At 39.2% G+C, this 19,609-nt stretch carries 14 protein-coding genes; 8 read left to right on the forward strand and 6 right to left on the reverse strand.

Features of this window, described 5'->3' with window-relative positions; genetic code table 11:
* The first annotated feature begins 7 nt into the window (after positions 1 to 7).
* Both SAE01_RS06640 and SAE01_RS06645 read left to right on the forward strand, forming a co-directional pair.
* Positions 8 to 1,045, forward strand: a complete 1,038-nt coding sequence (locus tag SAE01_RS06640) for an NHL repeat-containing protein (protein ID WP_147202887.1) — start codon at positions 8 to 10, stop codon at positions 1,043 to 1,045.
* 23 nt (positions 1,046 to 1,068) lie between these two features.
* Positions 1,069 to 3,336: an FN3 associated domain-containing protein gene (locus SAE01_RS06645; protein WP_147202888.1), complete on the forward strand. Its 2,268-nt coding sequence runs from the start codon at positions 1,069 to 1,071 to the stop codon at positions 3,334 to 3,336.
* A gap of 248 nt (positions 3,337 to 3,584) precedes the next feature.
* Here the strand turns inward: SAE01_RS06645 and SAE01_RS06650 are convergent, their stop codons facing one another.
* Positions 3,585 to 3,893, reverse strand: a complete 309-nt coding sequence (locus SAE01_RS06650) for an RNA recognition motif domain-containing protein (RefSeq protein ID WP_147202889.1) — start codon at positions 3,891 to 3,893, stop codon at positions 3,585 to 3,587.
* 175 nt (positions 3,894 to 4,068) lie between these two features.
* On the reverse strand, positions 4,069 to 4,443 hold the full coding sequence (locus SAE01_RS06655) for a DUF7009 family protein (RefSeq protein ID WP_147202890.1): 375 nt from the start codon (positions 4,441 to 4,443) through the stop codon (positions 4,069 to 4,071).
* Positions 4,444 to 4,537: 94 nt separating this feature from the next.
* Between SAE01_RS06655 and SAE01_RS06660 the strand changes: the two genes are divergently transcribed.
* Both SAE01_RS06660 and SAE01_RS06665 read left to right on the forward strand, forming a co-directional pair.
* Positions 4,538 to 5,671: an alpha/beta hydrolase-fold protein gene (locus SAE01_RS06660; RefSeq protein ID WP_147202891.1), complete on the forward strand. Its 1,134-nt coding sequence runs from the start codon at positions 4,538 to 4,540 to the stop codon at positions 5,669 to 5,671.
* 21 nt (positions 5,672 to 5,692) lie between these two features.
* Positions 5,693 to 6,838, forward strand: coding sequence for a M28 family metallopeptidase (locus SAE01_RS06665; protein ID WP_147202892.1), 1,146 nt, complete (start codon positions 5,693 to 5,695; stop codon positions 6,836 to 6,838).
* A 167-nt stretch (positions 6,839 to 7,005) separates the two neighbouring features.
* On the opposite strand, the gene SAE01_RS06670 is transcribed toward SAE01_RS06665, so the two are convergent.
* Positions 7,006 to 9,438 (reverse strand): glycoside hydrolase family 2 TIM barrel-domain containing protein, encoded by a 2,433-nt coding sequence (locus tag SAE01_RS06670; protein WP_147202893.1) that lies wholly within the window; start codon positions 9,436 to 9,438, stop codon positions 7,006 to 7,008.
* Positions 9,439 to 9,991: 553 nt separating this feature from the next.
* On the opposite strand from SAE01_RS06670, the gene SAE01_RS06675 reads away from it, so the two are divergent.
* Genes SAE01_RS06675 through SAE01_RS06690 form a run of 4 tightly spaced genes read left to right on the forward strand, consistent with a single transcriptional unit; the run spans position 9,992 to position 15,750 of the window.
* Positions 9,992 to 10,390, forward strand: a complete 399-nt coding sequence (locus tag SAE01_RS06675; RefSeq protein ID WP_147202894.1) for a response regulator transcription factor — start codon at positions 9,992 to 9,994, stop codon at positions 10,388 to 10,390.
* Positions 10,391 to 10,446: 56 nt separating this feature from the next.
* Complete coding sequence (locus SAE01_RS06680) at positions 10,447 to 12,261, forward strand: HEAT repeat domain-containing protein (protein ID WP_147202895.1); 1,815 nt, start codon at positions 10,447 to 10,449, stop codon at positions 12,259 to 12,261.
* Between the two features lie 2 nt (positions 12,262 to 12,263).
* Positions 12,264 to 13,730, forward strand: a complete 1,467-nt coding sequence (locus tag SAE01_RS06685; protein ID WP_147202896.1) for a glycosyltransferase family 2 protein — start codon at positions 12,264 to 12,266, stop codon at positions 13,728 to 13,730.
* A complete protein-coding gene (locus SAE01_RS06690; RefSeq protein ID WP_147202897.1) occupies positions 13,708 to 15,750 on the forward strand; it encodes an LTA synthase family protein in 2,043 nt (680 codons plus the stop codon). Before SAE01_RS06685 ends, SAE01_RS06690 begins: the two co-directional genes overlap by 23 nt.
* Here the strand turns inward: SAE01_RS06690 and SAE01_RS06695 are convergent.
* From SAE01_RS06695 to SAE01_RS06705, 3 genes are all read right to left on the reverse strand, one after another.
* Positions 15,735 to 16,913, reverse strand: coding sequence for a hypothetical protein (locus SAE01_RS06695; protein WP_147202898.1), 1,179 nt, complete (start codon positions 16,911 to 16,913; stop codon positions 15,735 to 15,737). The two genes, SAE01_RS06690 and SAE01_RS06695, sit on opposite strands and share 16 nt — an antisense overlap.
* A 6-nt stretch (positions 16,914 to 16,919) precedes the next feature.
* Positions 16,920 to 18,674, reverse strand: coding sequence for a YaiO family outer membrane beta-barrel protein (locus tag SAE01_RS06700; RefSeq protein ID WP_147202899.1), 1,755 nt, complete (start codon positions 18,672 to 18,674; stop codon positions 16,920 to 16,922).
* 112 nt (positions 18,675 to 18,786) lie between these two features.
* The gene (locus SAE01_RS06705; protein ID WP_218029101.1) at positions 18,787 to 19,602 is read right to left on the reverse strand and encodes a glycoside hydrolase family 16 protein; all 816 of its coding nucleotides are present in this window, start codon (positions 19,600 to 19,602) and stop codon (positions 18,787 to 18,789) included.
* Between the last annotated feature and the right edge of the window lie 7 nt (positions 19,603 to 19,609).

Consider the following 19,609-nt stretch of genomic DNA (forward strand, 5'->3'; position numbering starts at 1 on the left):
TATCCCGATGAAAAGAAGCTCATTTATCCGGAACACTGGTTTAGCTGCAGCAGGAATGTTTTGTGCTCCCGCCATTTTGAAAGCAAATAAGAGGGACGACCTAATGCTGGGGCAGGGTAAAAAACAATACCGCATCAACAAAGCATGGAGCCAGGTCGACTTCTCCAAGAACCCAGTCAAAGATTGCCATGAAATGGTGCAGGACAGCAAAGGGAGAATAATTCTGCTGACCAATGAAGTGAAAAACAACATTATTATCTACGATAAAAAAGGTAAGTTGATTGACACCTGGGGGCATGAGTATCCGGGCGGACATGGCTTGACGTTATTCAACGAGAACGGCCATGAAGTTTTATTTATTTGCGACAACAACCGCCACCAGGTTATTAAGACCGATCTCAAAGGAAGTGTATTGATGACATTGGATTACCCGAAAGAAACAGAAAAATATACGAAGGCGGAGGAATACATTCCAACTGAGACAGCCATTGCAGCGAACGGAGATATTTATGTGGCAGATGGCTACGGAAAAGATTTTATCATACAGTATGATCATTCGGGTAAGTACATCAGGCATTTCGGCGGCAGGGGCGATAAGGATGAAAACCTGTTGAACGCTCACGGAATATGTGTAGATAAAAGAGATAAGAAACAAACAACTTTAATTGTCACCTCCCGTCAGCAAAATGCTTTCAAGAGGTACACAATGGATGGTAAATACATCAATACTGTTCCACTACCTGGTGCATGGGTTTGTCGGCCGGTGATCAACGGAGACCATTTATATGCTGCTGTTTTAAAAAGCAGTTCCGCTCCTGATAAGCCTTCAGGTTGGGTAACGGTGTTAGATAAAAATTTTAAAGTCGTCTCTAACTTAGGAGGTACTCCCGCCGTTTATGAGAATGGTAAGCCTGGTGAAATGCACCAAAGCAGCGATGTATTTCAATATCCCCATGACGTGTGCATTGACGACGAGCAAAACATGTATGTGGCCCAATGGAACTCCGGCCACGTGTATCCTTATAAATTGGAACCGGTAGTTTGATTAGTTTAAACCCCTAAACCTACATGACCCGCTGGAAGAACGCTTTTTTCAATATCACCTTCGCACTTAATTGTTTACTCCTTTTTTTATTATTACTCAGTGATAAAATGGTGATTCCTGCATGGTTGCAGGTGGGAGGGAGGATGCATCCCTTATTGCTCCATTTTCCGATAGCACTTATTGTCTTGTACGTATTATGGATCTTATTTGCAGTCAGCAATAGTCACTACAAACAGATAGCATCCGATCTTTTACTATTATCTTCTATCACTTCTGTTATCACAGCATTGTGTGGCCTTCTCTTATCACGCGAACCGGGGTATGATCCAGACGCTTTGCAAACACACAAATGGGCAGGTTCCATCATTGCTTTTTTGCTGATTTTCTGGTACTGGATAAGTACTGCAAAAAACGTAAGCAGGTGGTTTAATATTTCGGCTTCATTTGTTATGCTGATAACAATCATAGTTGCAGGAGATTTAGGCGCAGCCATCACGCATGGAGAAAATTTTTTGATGGCACCAATAACACCTGAAAAAGAGCGAAAGACAGTTCTATTTGAAGAAGCTTTTGTTTACGCTGATGTCGTACAACCCGTATTGGAGGCTAAGTGCTTGTCTTGCCACAACAGCAAAAAAGCTAAAGGAGAGTTGGTGATGGAAACCGCGGGTTTACTATTAAAGGGTGGAAAAGATGGTAGGCTTTGGGACACAACGAAAGCAGATCTTGGTTTACTGATGCAGCGGATACATTTACCCGAAGATGAAAAGGAACATATGCCTCCTTCAGGGAAACCTCAGCTAACTGATGAGGAAATGGTGATACTCGAAAGGTGGATCAAAGGGGGAGCTGATATGAATAAAAAGGTAATTGAATTACCTCCTTCGGATACTTTAAGAACAATTGCCTACAAAAGATTAAAAGCTTTTTCAGAAGAAAAATATGACTTTACCGCTGCAAATGAAAACACTATAAAAAAGCTTAATAATACAAATCGTGTTATTTACCCCATCGCTGCGAAATCTCCTGCTCTTGTAGTTAATTTTTACAATAGTCCTTATTTTGGCAGTAAGCAATTAGCGGAACTTGCTGACATAGATCAACAGGTGGTCGAACTAAATCTTAGTAAGATGCCAGTCAAAGATGAAGATCTAAAAACGATCGCGCGCTTTACTAATTTACGTACACTTAACCTGAACTATTCTGCCATCACCGGTAATACCCTTGACCAATTAAAAAAGCTTCCACTGCTTAAAAGCCTGTCGCTAACGGGCACAGCGGTTACGGCTAAACAATTAGCAGTTTTGCAGGAGTTTCCAAAGCTGCGTTCGGTTTTTATCTGGAATACGGGAATTTCTCCAACTGCATTGGCAGCAATAAACAAACAAGGTAAAATACATTTTGAAACAGGTTTCGATGCTGCGGGAGTAGTAATGAAACTCACACCACCGATCATAGCAAATGGGGACTCAATTGTTACAAAACCTGTAGCTGTACAATTAAAACACTATGTTCCCGGAACAGCTATTCGCTATACAACTGATGGCACCGATCCTGACAGCATATCTTCTCCGATCTTTAAAAACGACTTGCAGGTACAGAAGATGTTTGAGCTAAAAACGAGGGCCGTAAAGCCGGGCTGGTATAGCAGCGATGTTGTTTCACGTTATTTTTTTACAAGTCGCTATGTTCCTGATAGCATTGAATTGCTAAAACCGGCGGACGCAAAATATAAAGCGAAGGAAGGCCGGACATTAAATGACCTGGTGAAAAGCGACCCGGGAAGGGGTTCAGGAAAATGGCTGGGCTTCAGGGATAATAATTTAGAAGCCCTACTTTTCTTCAGGCAACCAATACCAGCAACTTCCGTGATTTTAAGCACGCTACGTGACGTAAAAGGACTCATTTTCCCACCTGCCAGTGTTGAGATCTGGGGAGGGACAGATAAAAATAAATTGAAGCTATTAATGCACCTTTCGCCCAAACCTACCGTTAAGGGTGATCCTAATGACAATTTTCCCATAACGTGTGAATTTGCTCCAACTAACGTTAGCTTTATTAAAATCATAGCAAAACCTATATCCAAAATACCGGCATGGCTCAAAGATGAACGTGAAAAAGCCAAAATTGAAGAGGCCAAAATTAAAAAAGCGGAATTAGAGAAAGCAAAGAAAGAAAAGGTTAAAGGCGCAGAACCTATAGCTGAAAAGAGCAAAGATAAAAGAAGTGCAGCTGAAAAGGCTAAAGATGAAAAACCTTGGATATTTATTGATGAGGTAATGGTCAATTAAAACTTCTTACCAAGTGGTTTAACGGTTACAATAAGCCTAAATAGATAGCACCGGCCTATGTCCTTCTTAAAGAGTAGTGCCGGTGCCAATAATTTAATTCAGTATGTTTCAAACACTAACTGTGCCAGAGTTATTAGTATGCTAACGGATTTTTGTGGTATTAATTATTCTGCCTGTGAAAAAATTCTTCTTAAGGTTGGAGAAAATGTAGGGGAAAAAGGTCATTAGCTGATGGGTCGTAAAAGCAACTAATACCTGTTATTATTAAATCCCCTGTTATTATTACTTCGGTTAAAGTTGCTGTTCCTTGGCGGTTGCTCTTCTGCTTCTTTCACAACTATCTTTTTTCCGCGTGGAAGGCCGGCGCCGTCCAGTGCTTCGATCGTTTCAAGTGCTTCTGCCTTATTCTTCATTTCTACAAAACCAAAGCCTTTGGTTTTTCCCGTTGCCCTGTCCATTACAATTTTTGCAGAAATGACTTCCCCATACAATTCAAACATTTCTTTTAAATCGGTATCATCAAAATCACTGGGAAGTCCGGCTACAAAAAGCTTCATTTTATAAATTTCATGCAAATTACAATACTTGCACAACTTATGCCACCACATGTTTTATTAATTATTGCAGAGAACGGGTGGATATTAAACAAAAGCGGGTTTTTATCCTCAAAAGGTTCAAACTGTAAGAGGCTTAAAAGTGGGGAAACTAAGGTCGAAGATTTAGATTACGTTGCTAAAGGTTAGCAAGTGGATTGGGATAAGATCCAACGTTTTCTTCTTCACGTCCATCCATGCACATGAAGTCTTTTTCTACTAAAATTGAAACTGTTTTACCTTTTCCTGTATCTACCTCTGCCTCGAAACCTACCAGTTCTGTGGAGGTCCATAAATCAGCTTTTGTTTTTGGGACAGATACAGTTGTTTCATTCTGCACGAACCGGATGTTTATTTCGTCTAATTCATTTTCAGCCAATGTAAATTTTAGTTGATCCTTTTCATCACTTCCAAATTCCAGCATCTCGGAAACAGTACCTTTTTGTTGGAATTCTTTTACCTCGGGTTCTTTCAACCGGAACCTTATTTTATTGCCTGATATTCTCACTTTCATTTTATAAAAATAGTTACTTCTTAAAAAAAACCTAATTCAAATCCTTTCTAACTACCAGCGAGTCAAGTTAGACTGAAACATTTAATTTCATGAAATGAAACACTTCCTGGTAGCATTATTATTTTTCATAGTTGGGAAAGAAAGTTACAGTCAGTATACTGTTAGATTGGTTGTGAACGAGGTGGGCGCGAAGAAGCTGGATGATATTTATGTGACGGGTAATTTTAATAACTGGAACCCAAGGGATGAAAAATATAAGCTAAAGCCTTTCGGCCTTTCGCGTAGAGCTATCATTTTAAAAGACGTTGCTCCGGGAAAATATGAATTCAAGTTTACTCGTGGTGGCTTCGATAAAGTAGAGACAACTGCAAAAGGCGAAGACGTACCAAACCACGAAATCATTGTAAAGGAAGATGTAGCACAAGATTTCAATGTTCCGGGTTGGAAGGATGATTATCCTGATAAGCCTAAGCCAAATACAGCGACTGCACAAGTGAAGGTGCTTGATACAGCCTTTGTAATTCCGCAGCTTGACAGGAAGCGGAGGATTTGGGTGTACCTGCCTAAGAGCTATGCAACCGGCACAAAAAAATATCCTGTCATTTACATGCATGACGGCCAGAATTTGTTCAACGAACAAACGGCACCTTTTGGCGAATGGGGTATAGACGAAGCATTGGATACGCTTACCCGCCGAACAGGAAAAGAAGCAATTATTATTGGTGTTGATAATGGCGGCGATAAAAGAATGACGGAATACAACCCCTACGATTTTAAGAACTATGGAAAAGGAGAGGGGAGCAAATATGTCGACTTTCTTGCGCTTACTTTAAAGCCTTTTATCGACAAAAAGTTTAGGACGTTAAAAGACTCGACCCACACTTTTGTCGCCGGCAGCAGCATGGGCGGACTAATAAGTCTGTACGCCGTAATCAAATATCCAGAGGTCTTTGGAGGAGCAGGAATTTTTTCCCCTGCATTCTGGACTGCACCTGCTATTTATGATGAGGTTGCCAAAGCAGATTTGGGCAGGGCCATAAAAAGGTTTTACTTCTATGCAGGCGGAAAGGAAAGTGAGGCGATGGTTCCTGACATGGATAAGATGATTGCTACAATCGAGAAAAAGGGAAACTACGAGACCCGCCGCTTAATGAATCCACTGGGCAAACACAACGAGGCAACTTGGCGAAAAGAGTTTGTAGACTTTTACCAGTTCATTATTCGTTAGTAGCTCAGCTCAAATAATCCTATGAAAAAATTGCTTGTTCTTTTGTTGCTATCTGTGTCTTTTCGCTCGTCATCGCAGGATGTTGCCTTTGCCCGTAAGATGGTTGATACCCTTACCTCGCCTAACTTCTGGGGACGCGGTTATACCAATAATGGAATGGCTAAAGCTGCTGATTTTATCGCAAAACAATTTGCCGGCTTTGGTTTGGTTCCCATAAGCAATCAATCTTTTTTACAGGCTTTTAGTTATCCCGTTAACACTTTCCCCGGAAGAATGGCGGTTATGATCAACAACAAAAAGCTGGTGCCTGGTAAAGATTTCATTGTAACACCCGATAGTCGTAGCGTGCATGCGACTGCAAAACTCGAACAGAAAGACAGCACCCATTTCATTAATCCCAATTACCGCATTATTGTTTCTCTCGAAAATAAACTAACGTGGTCTGTAGCTCCTGCAGCAGCTGATTACACGAGTATTCAATTAGACAAGAAAGCTGCGGGCGACATTCCGTTTACCATACAGGCCGATATAGAAAGTCAACAAGTAGCTGACTTTAAAACTGCTAATGTTTGTGCCTGGGTTAAAGGAACGCGGCAGCCTGACTCTATCATTGTCATTTCTGCTCATTACGATCATCTCGGCGGCATGGGTGCGAATACTTATTTTCCGGGCGCGAATGACAACGCCAGCGGCACTTCTTTGCTGCTCGGTCTTGCCAAATACTATTCAGCCAACCCACAGCCTTTTACGATCGCGTTTATTTCTTTCGCGGGTGAGGAGGCAGGTTTGCTGGGATCAAAATACTTTATCCAACATCCACTTTTCCCTCTAAAAAATATCCGGTTCCTGTTAAACCTCGACCTTGAAGGAACGGGTGATGAGGGCATCACTGTGGTAAATGCTACCGAGTTTCCAAAGCAATTTAGTGTCCTCAATGCGGTAAATGACAGCGCTCATTATCTCACTAAAATCAAAGCCCTGGGCAAAGCTGCTAACAGCGATCATTACTGGTTTACAGAAAAAGGAGTTCCGGCTTTTTTTCTATACACGCTGGGCGGTATCAAGGCGTATCATGACGTGTTTGACAAGGCTGAGACATTGCCTTTAAACGAGTATGAAGATTTATTCAAGCTGATTGTAGCTTTCAATAACCACTTAATGAAGTGAGTTTTCATTTAAACCTGGCAGCGTTATTAATTTTTTTGACCCAGCTAATAATATCTATGTACTTCCGTTGCGTCGCACTCTTGTACATAAACGCAATCTGCAACATTTACAAACCATGCCGATTTAGCTCTAAGTTGAGAGCTGGTACTATCGAAGTAAAATGGGCATTATTTTATTTCGATCAATATTTCTGCTGACTTCAATCCTTGTGCTTTAGCTTTTAAAATCACCTTGCCTGGCTTTCCGACTGGTCGCACTATAGCCAGGCATCTTCCCCGAAAAGTGTTTCTTTGTGACTGTTTAAAACTTGCCATTTCTGCAGGATTTGCATTTCCTGTTGCTTCTATGTTTGCATTGCCAGTGATAGTAAAATATACAGGGATTGTCGCATTTGGTATCACACTTCCAGCTTCGTCAATAACTTCGGCCGTTATATAACTAAGGTCATTTCGATCAGCTTTTATTAAACTTCGATCGGCTCTCAGTCTTATTCCCGCAGGCTTTCCCGTTGTTGCCAATGTAAAGGAATCGACCTTTTTACCCTCCTCTATCCCATACGCTTTTAAAACTCCTTGTTCATACAAAATATTAAAATCGGCAGTTAGCCTGGTTTGTAACGAGACCGCTTTTTCACCGATAACCTTTCCGTTTAGTTCAACCTGAACTAAGGGGTAATTTGAGTACACGTTTACAAGCAATTCCTTTCCTTCGCTGCCTTCAAAATTCCATGTCGGATATTCATCTGGCCATCCCCACTGTGTAATAACTTCTCTGTGCCCTTGTGGTATTGGTGCATGTACCAGCATTGCCAGGTTGCTTCGCTTCCAAACAATATCTCTGTACCAGGACTGCGGTTTTTTACCTCCAATCAAATCTATATCGCCACAATAACCGTTGTACCATGGCCACTTCTTTATCACCGAAACAACCGTATCTAACTCTGCATGACCAATACCTGTTTCTCCTATGTAGTCCATGGCGGTCCAAACAAAATCTCCCAATACGTATGGATGCAGTTCTACCTGTTGCCAGTTATCAAGAGCATTTTTAGCAAATGACTCAGTGCCGACCATAACGCGGTCGGGGTGTTTTTTGTGGTCGGGCTCATACTGTTGCCACATATAGTTGTAGCCGCCTATGTCAAAAAGCCTAAAAGCGTTTTCAGTAGTATCCCACTTATAACCTTTGTTATCCCAAAAGTCACAAAGCGCTTCAGACACAGGCCTTGTTCCATCAAGCTTATAAATTTCATCTTTTAATTTTTTAGTTATGGCCAGTCCCGAAGAGTCAACTCTTTCTTTTATTTCATTACCAATACTCCAGATAATTACGGAGGGATGATTTCTATCACGTTCAACAAGAGACGTGATATCTTTTTGCCACCATTTATTAAAAAACCGGTGATAGTCTTGCGGATTTTTTGGCAACTGCCATTGATCGAATGCCTCGTCAATTACCAATAATCCCAGTCTGTCGCAGGCATTCAAAAATTCCTTAGAAGGAGGATTGTGACTGGTACGAACTGCATTGAAGCCATAAGCTTTTAACAGTTCTACCTTCTTTTCTTCTGCACGTCGTATCGCAACACTGCCTAACGGCCCGTTATCGTTGTGAACGGATCCGCCCTTCAACAACGTTTTTTTTCCATTAATTAAAAGACCTTTTGTTGCGCTGTACTCAACGGATCTCACGCCGAAGGAATTTGCGAGCTGATCTATTACCCGGTTATTTCTCCAAACCTCTGTCTCGGCTGTATATAAAGAAGGATGATCAGGTGACCACAACGAAGGGTGACTTATGTTAATAGTTTGAACGATTTCTTTTGCATTTTCTTTTTCGAGTATAAAAGTTGATTTAACTGATGAAACAATTTTGCCTGCTCTATCTTTTATTCTTGTTAGCAGTGTCGCAGGTGCTGTTCCTACATCACTAGACACAATGGTCTTGATTTTTATATCAGCAGCCTGGTCAGAAGCTTTTACTGTGCTTATAAAGACACCGTGTTCCTTCACAAAAACAGAGTTGGTTGTTGTTAGCCAAACGTTGCGATAAATGCCCGATCCGCTGTACCACCGTGTATTCTTGCCTTCGTTTCGTACCCTTACAGCAAGTACATTTTGCCGTCCATCTTTAGCAAGATGAAGATGAGGCGTAAGGTCGTAGCTAAAACCTGTATAGCCGTAAGGATGATTGCCAAGATGCTTTCCATTGATCCACACATCACAGTCCATATAAACCCCATCAAAGTAGATTGAATATTTCTTGTTGCCATTGCCGGCTGTTTTAAAGTGCTTGCGATACCATGCAGTTCCACCTACGGTATAACCTGTTGATGTACTTCCAACACTGGCTTTTGAAAAAGGTCCAATAACACTGTCTGATTGATTAGGAAGATCTTCAATGCTCCAATCATGGGGCACGTCAAGTTCACGCCATGCCTTATCATCCAAAGCTTCTTTTTCCGCATTTAAAATATCTCCCTTAAAAAACTTCCAACCTTCGTTGAAGCTTTGCCTGCGACTGTATTGACCCAGTAAAGAATTTAAGATGAAGTTTGAGAATAATATTAATCCTAAAAAGTAGCAATTTGGACGTCTCATTTTCGAAGCCTGTTATACTTTATTGATTTGTTATAAATGTAATTTATTTAGTTTCTAATTTGATGAATCGAATTTCTTCTGAAGTAAACATTATCGTATAAGAGACCTAAAAAGAGTACTATATAATTCCTCATATAATACCTTTTTAAGATTGCAACGTTGACTTTTATAAGTTATATTTGAACAGATTTGATTGACTTTTTATTATTTACGTTTATAGAAAGCTTAAGAGAGTTGTTAACGAGCTGTTTCATAATAGCACATTATCATAACGCAATGCTCTTATATGCTACTATTGCAGTTTAAAAGTCCTCTTAATCGAATACAATCCCCCAATAGTTTCAGCTATTATTCTATAAGAAGATCTAATCCACTTCATTGAAATTCCTCAAATAAGTTTTTCGTAAAACTTACTTCTTACGATTTTTTATTAATTATTCTAAAAAGGCTAAAACGCTTGTTTTATAAGCGTGCTTGGTCTTTAGGCAAAATCATGATTATCTTTTTTCGAGGACTTTCGTCTCTTTAAAGATGATCTATTAAGACTTGAGGTATGGTAATATTAATAGCTGAAGATGATCCAATGATATTAATGACCCTGGAAACTTTTTTTATCAAAGAAGGATACCAGGTAATAACAGCTAACAATGGAAGAGAGGCAATTCAAAAAATTGAAGAATATCTTCCTGATATCATTATAACAGACGTAATGATGCCCTTTTACTCCGGTCTTGAGATTATAGCCAAAATAAAAAATGGAGTTAATAAAAAAATTGCTGTAGTAGTTCTTTCAGCGATGGGGCAAGAAAGTGCTGTAAAAGAGGCTTTTGAATTAGGGGCAGATGATTACCTAACAAAGCCCTTTAGTCTTGTTGAACTTTCTCTGAGAGTTAAGCGGCTTGTAAAAGTGAAGGCACGAAACACATTATACCAATTAGATGAAAAGCTTTGACAAATAAAGCGCTTGTAGTTATTTTTTTTTAACTGGTCAACCTCTGTAAACACTCAATGCCTTCCATTTTCATTTCTTATCGCTATCCTAAAAATATTTTTTTCCGAAGTTTTTTAACCCTGGTTATTTGTCTCAACTGTTTTTTTTTAATTGCCCAAAAGAAACAGCGCCCTAACAGCACCTTCCCTAATAGTCATCTAAAGCACATAGTATTACCACACCAGACATTTAATTCAATTGGTAAAAGCTATGGCCTGACAGGAGAAGAGATTGCTGATTATAATAATCTTGAATATTACGACGGTGACGTCATTCCTAAATATCTAACCATTCCTTTAACTAAACGCAATTCTTCAATAGATAAAATCGCTTTTACTAACGAACATTTAGTGCCGCTTTTTCAAATTAAAGGAATTCCTGGAAGACTTATTCGATATAAAAAAAATGGAAATAACCCATTAATCAGGCGGGTAAACGGGTCACCGCTTTTAGTCGGATACTTACACACCAATGAAGTGAATAACGAGGTCGTTGAAACAGTTGTACCTGCTGGTATTAGACACTTTGGACAAGTTAAACAAGCTGGCAAAAAAGCTGCAATAACAGACCTAAAACCTGCAATTACAATTGCGATAGCGGTACCACAAAAAGCTCTTGCGTCAGCTGTAGTAGGGGGTGCTGATACTGTCTCAGCCATTAGGGCTGCTATTGTCCTTCCTAAGATCGTCAACTCTTCGTCGACTCTTTTGAAAGAAAAAAGACCTGCACTGGTAGAAATAAAAAAGCCTCAACCGCGCCCTGCAACCCGGGAAAGAAAAGTTCTCTTTCTTGTGGAAATTCAACTAGCTATTACCTTTTTTTTATTGGTAATTATATTTTTTGTTGCAGCATTAAGAAATAGAAAAGAGGTATTACATACTCAACTAAAGGCATCAATTCGTAAGGTGCTAATTAATGAAGTTCTCCGTGAAGAAACATTTTCAGAAAACCTAAATAGAAGTCTATCCACATCTGACTTCTTAAAAAAGCAAATGGCAAAAAAAGGAGGTCGACAATTTATAATAGATGAAATTATCAATGGACGTAAAAGTATAAAAGGCAAAGCAGGTGAAGAATTCCTTAAGCTATACGTGTCTCTTAACATGAACGATGATTCTTCTAAAAAGCTTAAAAGCAAAAACTGGAACGATGTTGTAAAAGGGATTCAGGAGTTGGCTATTATGGAGCAAAATCATAAAATGACGGAGATTTTTCATGAGATAAACAGTAGAAATGAATTAATACGAATGGAAGCGCAATGTGCATTAGTACGCCTGTCAGGCTTTGGTGGATTGTGGTTTTTAAATGTCTTAAACTATCCTATCTCTGAGTGGCAGCAAATGAAATTGTTAAGTATGCTATCTACTCTGCCTTTTTCCGACATTCCTGATTTACATCTCTTGCTTACCTCTCCCAACGAATCATCCGTCATTTTCACCCTTAAACTAATTGGTCTATTTCAACAGAGGACAATGCACGGCGAGGTGATAAAGTGCCTGGCAAATAAAAATGAGACTATTCGTTTTTTCGCCATTAAATGCTTGAAAGAGATACATAATGAGTATACAGTGGATATACTATTGAGAAAGTTTGCAACTGAGTCACGGAAAAATAAAATATCGATTGTAAAAGTTATGGGAGAAATCGGGAGCCAGGACCAGTTAGATTTTCTACTGGATGTATTATCCGTGGATGACGATACGCTAAAAATTTCTGCGGCAAAAGCATTGAGCAAACTGGGGGCAAAGGGCAACTATTTGCTTGAAGAATATTGCGGCAGGAGAGGTGGCCAGTATTCTCAAATTTTTCTTCATATAAAATCAGGGGTTTAATTATGATATGGTTTGAAATACTTGCGGGAATGCTAACCGACATCCTCTATTTTTATTGCGCCTGCATGCTGGTTTTCTACGTGCTGTTTGCCATAGTTTCAATTGGTGAAACCTTAAGGAACTATAAAAAAAATAATTCAACTGACTATTCTTTATTAGCCACCTCAGAGCTTGGTCCTTCAGTCAGCATTATAGCTCCGGCTTTTAATGAAGGAGTTGGAATAATAGACAATGTGCGTTCACTCTTATCAATGTACTATAGTAACCTTGAAATTATCATCGTCAATGATGGAAGTACGGACGACTCACTGCAAAAGTTGATAAGTGCCTATGAATTACGAAAGGTTGATTTTTTTATCGAAAAACAACTTCCGTCAAAGCATGTAAAAGGGGTCTATAAAAGTACAAATCCCGTTTATAAGAAATTGATAATAGTTGATAAAGTAAATGGTGGTAAAGCTGATGCATTGAATGCTGCCATCAACATTGCTTCAAAAGACTATATTGTTGCAATTGATGTTGATTGCATTCTGGAGCAGGATGCGCTTTTGAAGATTATCAAAACCCTTATCGATTATCCAAAAGTCAGGGTGATAGCTTCTGGGGGGGTAGTGCGAATTGCCAATTCTTGTGTGGTTGAAGATGGAAAACTAGTGAAGGTCAACTTGCCAAAGAATTACTTGGCAAGGGTTCAAACGCTCGAATATTTGCGCTCGTTTTTATTGGGCCGGATGGCGTGGACAAGATTAAATGGCCTGCTTTTAATATCTGGTGCTTTCGGTGCATTTGATAGAGAGATTGTAATCAAATGCGGTGGATATAATACGAAAACGGTGGGAGAGGACATGGAGTTAATTGTGCGAATGAGAAGATATATGGTTGAAACAAATGAACCTCACTGTGTCAAATACATCCCCGATCCTCTTTGTTGGACAGAAGCTCCATCAACTTATAAAGTTCTTGGTAGGCAGAGAAACAGGTGGATGCGCGGAACGATAGAAACATTGTTAGCACATAAAATAATTTTCTTTAACAAACGTTATGGGCTGATGGGTTACATCAGCTATCCTTACTGGTTCTTTTTTGAAATGATGGGCCCCGCTATCGAGTTTGTCGGCTTCTCGATATTTTTAACAGCAACTATTTTAGGAATAATAAAGTGGAAGTTTTTCTTTTCAATGCTTTTATTTATGATCTCGTTTGGCTGTATGTATTCGTCTTTTGCCATTCTAATGGAAGTACTAAGCTATCATCAGTATAAAAGAAGGAGTGATATTTTAAAGCTTTTATTAGTTGCCGTTACAGAGCCTTTTTTGTTCCATCCTTTTATGGTTTGGTCGAGTATTATGGGAATGGTTGATTATTTAAGAAATAAGAAAAGTTGGGGCGAAATGACAAGAAGCGGATTTAGTACAAAGACTTTAGAATTAAAACCAGGTATCGTAAATGGAGATTACAGGAAAGCTTAAAAGAATATCAGAACGATTATTTATTGCCTTACAGTCATTTGCCTTATTGTCAATTATTTGTTTATTTATAGTTCTGCTGCTCCGGTTGTTTGAACTTAATTACAATCTTTATTTCCATTCGACTAAAGTACGCTTGTTTACTCTTTATAGATCTGCTTTCCTAACCGACTTATTCTTCTGGTGTAGGTTTTGCGCCCTTCAGCTTTTAATCTTTCTTCCTCTGTTTTTTCTAAATAAAAAATTAAGCAACATAGTATTTGGAGGAATTGTCTTCATCTATCTTATTCTCCAACTATCTCTTACACTCTATTTTTCACAGGCTTTAGTGCCTTTGGGAGCCGATGTTTACGGATATTCTTTTGCAGAAATCAAGCAGACAATTGGCGCGTCCGGGCATGTATCAATGGCACTTGTTTTCGGCGTTCTTGCTTTAATTATGATCTGCGCGGCTGGTTTTTATTTCATTCCTAAAAAAATTAAAATAGGTAAAAGAGCATTGTTATTAATTGCCATAACAGCTGCTATATCTGTCACGCTCAGTTCCTTTATTGCTGTTCCCCGTGCTGCCGAAAGTTCAGAGTTTCTCAACAATCTTTCCATTAATAAAACTGGTTTCTTTTTAACTCAATCACTTGAGCATTTTTTTCCCGAAGAAACTGAAACCGATATTTATGCGGACTCCTATATCGGTGATGATGATGATAGAGAATCTTCCATAGCAAGATTTGATTATATAGATGAATCTCATTATCCTTTTCTTCATAGAGATAGTACTCATGATGTTTTATCTCCTTTCCTGCGTAAGGAAAATGGCCCCCCTAACATTGTAATACTATTGGTTGAAGGTTTAGGTAGAGCGTTCACTAATGAGGGAGCTTACCTTGGAAATTTTACTCCTTTTATCGATTCTCTGTCTAATGAAAGTATTTACTGGGAGAATTTTTTAAGTGAAGGAGGTAGGACATTTGCAGTATTGCCTTCCGTAATTGGCTCACTACCTTTTTATAAAAATGGTTTTGCAGAAGCAGGTGATAAAATGCCGCCCCATCTCTCTCTTATCAGTTTACTTAAACTAAATGGCTATCATACTTCCTTCTATTATGGTGGGGACTCGAGGTTTGACAATATGCAGCTGTTTCTTAAAAAGAGCAATATTGATAAGGTGACCGATGAGTCGAATTTTGGCCCCGGGTATGCTTTAATGCCAAAAAGTGTCAACGGATTTTCATGGGGATACGGCGACAAAGAGCTGTTCAGAAAGTATTTTAACGACCGTACAACTGCTGCGAAAAGTCCCTTCTTAGATATTGTGTTAACAGTGTCGACACACACGCCTTTTTTGGTTAATGATCAGCAACAATACCTGGATAAGTTTGAAGGGCGGCTGCAGCAACTAGGCTTTGAAGATGATAGAAAGAAGGAGTATAGAGATTATAAGTATCAATATGCAAGTATCCTTTATACTGATGATGCTATCAGAAACTTTATTAACACCTACTCTAAACGGGCTGATTTTAATAATACTATCTTCTTCATAACAGGCGATCATCGTATGCCCGAAATACCGATGGCAAGTAAAATAGACCGGTATCATGTGCCGATGTTAATATATTCTCCTCTGCTTACAAGAACTGCAAAAATCTCTTCAATCTCAACGCATTTCGATATTACGCCAAGTATATTAGCTTACATAAAAGCTAACTACCCCGTACAGTTACCTTCCCTGGTGTCATGGATGGGAAGTGGTTTAGATACGATGCGATCCTTAAATAGCAAGCATGCTTATCCATTGCTTCAAACAAAAACAGAATTGGTTGATTTTTTAGAAGGGGATATTTTATTGAACAATTTGCAGCTCTTTAAGCTGAAGCAGGGCCTGAAATCGTCTCCGGTTGAAGATGAAGCTAAGGCCGCAACAATGCTGCACTCATTTAACGAGTTTAAAAAGAAGAACGAGAGGGCTATTAACGGTGCCCCCCTTTTGCCAGACTCAATTTACAATCGTTATTTCCCTCGATAGGTACCGATTTTTTTATAATAGTTTTCAAAGATTGTCACCATTAGCGGTTGATAGAAGGTCCAAAAAAAACTGATGCTTTCTAATGTATCATCTTCGTTATATAAAAAATATTTAAAAGCAGATATCCATTTGTAATGCGATGAAGAAGCGGAGAGTGTGTTGGTAGAAGAAAAGCTTCCGGAGAAATAATAGAATTGATAGTCGTTTCCTTCGTGACTAATTATTGCCGGAATATTTGTGGGAATGTTATGCTTATTAAGTTCGTCGAGGCCTTTTTGATTAAATCCTATGTTGAAATTAGCCACTACTCTATTGATAGCAGCATCGGGTACCACTATGTCAAACCAAAACGGAAATTTGACGTTGTCTTTCAAATGAAAGTTGGTTTGCTCGCCCTTGGAAAGACTAATAAATGGCAATGGATTATCTAAGTGAACAAGGTCTTCCAAGATAACAACTTCCCCCAGGCTACTTACAAAAGCAAGCCCTGATTTTGTAAATGGCCATTTGCCGGCATTTCTAACTTTATAATTATTAACAACCCACGAAGGCAGGTCTTTGTTTTCGGAAGGATCAAAAGAATCAAAATAGCGACATGTCCATCCACTCCATTTGAATCCATATAGGTTTTCAAATTGCTTTCTAATCTCGGCAGTAGTTGGCGACTCGAGAATGTTATATTCGGAAATAACAAGTTTCTTTTTGCTTTTAACCTTTTTCAGGAAATCAATATCCTGCTGACTCATCCCCCCATAAATCATTCCTGCACCTCGCTCGGGTAAGTTGTTCTGCTCTGCCCAGTCCTTATTATAGATACCGTATGTATCCGCATAATAAGCAACATCGCAGTCGTTACTTAGCTGTTCCAATTGAGAAGAAGAAAATCGTTCGAGCCCTTTAATTTTAAATTCAGATTTTTTTGTCGGATAAAAGCCATAGTAATCGTTGCTAACGTCGTAAAGCTTTTTATGCGTTTTGCTATATTTCTCATTATTCAATACCCACGTCAGTGACAGATGTTGTCGACCCTCGCGAACTGACTCTGTTTTGTCTATAATAGCTACCACCATTTTCTTATTAGGGGTAATTAGCCATGCTACCCACATCCAAAAAGGAATTGAAATAATGGCTACAAGACAGAAAATAAGTAATTTCCTTTTCATGTTTCCTTAAAACCTAACCTGGTAGCTTATGCCTGTTGATAATTGATTGCCCTTGGTTTTAGGCCTGTACTCCTGGTTCATCCATCCCGCATCCAGGGTGAGCAAATATTTCTTTTTAAACTCGTGCCTAAATCCAATTGTAGTCTTTAGTGTTACCAGCTTATCAAATTCTTTGTTATTTAGCAAAACGGCCCCTGTTTCATCAGGGGAAATACCGCGGCCGAGCGTTATTAAGAAATAATCATCCGCACCGCCATAGTAATACCTGGTGGTAAAGTTGTAAGTATGGGAGGTGCTTTTTTCTCCAGGGGTTATGTAGGTACGGGCAGTGAATAACCAGCTTTTATAGTATTTACTTATAGCGGCGGTGTAAATTAAAGTTGCGTCAGAAAAGTATAGGTACCGGATTCCAACTTCGCCCTCCATGCTCTTTGGTAAGATACTATAAAGGGAAAAACCGCCTCGGTACTTTGCAAATACACCTACGTTAGTTGAGTAAGCTCCACTTATATAACTATAGAAGTATTTTGAAATATGTGGATAGGCATCAAGTTCATATTGTAATCCCCCCGATCTAAATCGATTAGCATAATTAAGATGTGCTCCGACGGAACCCATTTTGGTTTGCCGGCTATAGTCTATACTTGCGATGTGCCACGGATCATTAAACTGTTTATCAAAATAGTTATACTCGTACGACATCCCCAACTTGTTTTTCAAAACCTCATCTTTGTTTCTTTGCAGTAATGCTCTTGCCTCCGTATTTGTACGATCGATTTTTAAAAGTTGTTCCAATACTTCCTGCGCTTCACCCGGTCGTTTTAAAGCCCTTAATATTTTTACTTTTCTTATTAAAAGGTCTTTAGAAGTTCCATAGTAAGACAAGCCTTTATCACATACTTCTAACGCCTTAGAGTATTGGTCATTCCAATAAAGAAGATCACTGTAGCCAACATACACATCCTTGTTATCCGGTTCGTGTTCAAGAACATAGTTAAACTGGGCAACAGCGCTATCTAATTTGTCGGTCCACGTATATATTCTTCCTGCAAAAATCCTAATGTCGCTGTAATCCGGACTTTTTTTAAGGGCTTGAAAACAAAGCAGCAAAGCTGTAGCGTAATCTTTTTTATCAAAGGCAATACGACGTGCCTGCTCAAAAAGTTTATCCGAGTTTACATCAGGCTCATTGGAGATAGTCGTGTCCTGGAGGGCAGCTGTACTTTTAAGTGTTGATGTAGGGCTGCTACTGGCTGCGGGAGATATAGTGTCAGGTCGAGTGGGAGCGTTTGAAATATTTTCGTAGTCTTTTCTAATTTTCAAATAACCAACCGTTAACTGATCGCCTGCTTTCACCGTTTTGGTTGAAAGCGAATTCATCCTTTGTATCGTCGTATCCGGGATTCCATACTTTTTACTGATTGTACTTAATGGCCCGTTTTCGGTTACTCGGTGAAACACGGGAATATATTCGTGAAAAGAATTTGGCTGAAGCCGGTAAAAAAAATTAGTACGTGCTGCAGGAACTTTGATCACCTCTCCCTCCCTCAGATTAACACCAAGGCTAAGCTTATTGAACGAGGCAATTATATTGGGCGAGAGATTATAGGTTTTTGCAAGGCTCAGGAAATTCTGGCCGTGTATTACCGTATGATTAAAATACAAATTCGGAAAAGTTCCGTCTAATGAAAAGGCAGGTTGTTGAGCAAATAGGCGACAACAGGAAAATAGCAATACAACAAGTACAAATTTCTTCATCATCAACTTAACGGGTTAGCAAATTAGCGGGCGTGTCTTGTTACCTGCTGGTATTTTCGTAATACGGTCAAAACTCTAGAATACTTGATAGTTCAGCTATAAAAGTCTCGCCGAGTTAAAGATTTTGATCTTCGTACACACGAACATAATCTATAACGAACGATTGTGGAAATACTGTATCGTCAATGCCGTTTTTTCCTCCCCAACTTCCGCCTACTGCAACATTCAGGATTAAGTAGAAATTTCCATTAAAAGGCCAATGTAAAGGAGGTCGATCGGCCTTGTCGTAAAAATGAAATAGCTTATCATCTACATACCATTCTAATCTTTCTGGCGTCCAAATTAATTTGTATACATGAAAGGCATCAGAAGCACCCTCGATGTTCGTACTATTTGAGCTGGTAATAATTGCATTGCTGGTTTTATTTCTTCTCACATGAGCTGCACCTGTAATTTCTCCTGTCGTATATCCAACATTTTCTAAAATATCTATTTCTCCATCATCCGGCCATATTCTAGGCTCATTTGAGGACAGCATCCAGAAGGCGGGCCACAAGCCTCTTCCCTTTGGAATCTTAGCTCTAATTTCAATTTTACCGTATTTAAAATCTTTCTTTCCTTTTGTTACTAATCTCGCCGAAGTGTAGTTATTGCCTTCATACTTCTCCTTAATTGCTGTTATGGAAAGGCAGCCGTTCGAAACAGCAACATTCTGTTTTCGTTGTTTCGTATAATATTGTAATTCCTCATTACCCCATCCTTCACCACCCACATCGTAGCTCCACTTAGTGCTGTCTGGAAATCCCTCATAATTAAATTCGTCCTTCCATGCCAGTTTCCATTTTGGTTTTTGTTTGGCTTTGTTCAATGCAGAAAACGAAAATAATAGGTTAGATACAAAGAGTAGTGTGACCGCAAATGTTATCTTCAATGGTGCC

This window comes from Segetibacter aerophilus (genome assembly GCF_007991655.1).
GTDB classification, from domain to species: Bacteria; Bacteroidota; Bacteroidia; order Chitinophagales; family Chitinophagaceae; genus Segetibacter; species Segetibacter aerophilus.